Annotated in this window: 1 protein-coding gene; it reads left to right on the top strand. The window is 39.5% G+C overall.

Annotated features, from left to right (window positions below):
* Positions 1–231: 231 nt before the first annotated feature.
* Positions 232–1230: IS4-like element IS4Bsu1 family transposase (locus tag ACMX2H_RS18915; protein ID WP_414962821.1), on the top strand; the 999-nt coding region annotated here is incomplete at its 3' end.

The raw sequence follows: 1230 nt of genomic DNA, 5'->3' as shown, positions 1-1230 counted from the left end.
ATGTCATAATGCGAAAAACACTCCTCATCCTAAAAGGCACTATGGAGCAAAGCTATATGAAAAGCAATTTGAGGAATGTGTTATAGATTTTATGTCACTAGTGTCGCATTAAAATAATTCAACGATTTATAAAAATCTAAATTTTCAGTAATTTTATCTTTGCATAAAAAAAGCCTTTATAATGGTAGGGCGGTAATAAACCATCCAAATCCAAAGTAAAGGACAATAAGCATGGATAAGTTTACACGAAAAACATCATTTGAACAATGGTTTTCACCGATTTTCTCCACAAAACTCGAGGAATTAGTTGAAAGCTATCAATTAAATTACTATACAAAGAAGCTACATATTGCGTCATTCTTGAAATTGTTCGTATTCGCTCAGCTCAATGAAACCGAGAGTCTGCGTGCAGTCAGTGAGACATTATTTTCTGACGACCTTCAAAAAGCGACGCATTTAGAAGCGATTAGCTTTTCGCAGCTCGGACGCCGATTAAATCAAGTGCCGACTGAAGTGTTCCAACAGGTATTTTTGGATTTAGTTGCCCAAATTCACGAGAAATCACATTATGAGCAGCGCCGAGAAACGACAACACCACTGAAAATTATCGACTCGAGTACGTTGCCATTGAACTTGAAAAACCATAAGTGGGCTGAATTCCGTAAAACAAAGTCGGGCATCAAGCTTCATTTACGTCTTGTTTACGCAGAAAAAGGCTGTTCCTATCCAGATAAAGCGGTGCTGACAAACGCGAAAGAACATGATCGTGGTCAGCTGGAAGTACTCGTTGACGACAAAGAATGCATGTACGTCTTTGACCGGGGTTACTTGGATTATGAACGATTTGACCGCATGACAGACGATGGGTATTTCTTTGTGTCACGCTTACGAAAAAACGCTGTCATTCGTGTAATCGAGCCATTTAAACTGCCTGAAGACTCGCTTGTGTTTTCAGATGAAATGGTTTTGATTGGTACACCACAAAACCGTGCAGAAAACGCTTTTCGCCTCATCAAAGTGCTCGATTCAAAAGGAAACGAACTGCATCTGATCACAAATCGATTTGATTTAAGCGCTGACGAAATCGCTGAGTTATATAAGTCGCGCTGGGCAATCGAGCTATTTTTTAAATGGCTGAAGCAGCACCTGAACATCAAAAAGTTCTACGCGCAGAGCGAACAAGGCGTACATAATCAAGTGTATATCGCAATGACTGTATATTGCCTAAAT

Origin of the sequence: Arthrobacter sulfonylureivorans (assembly GCF_047607445.1) — a bacterium.
In the GTDB taxonomy this organism is placed as follows: Bacteria; Actinomycetota; Actinomycetes; order Actinomycetales; family Micrococcaceae; genus Crystallibacter; species Crystallibacter sulfonylureivorans_A.
This window is presented reverse-complemented; position numbering and strand designations above follow the sequence as displayed.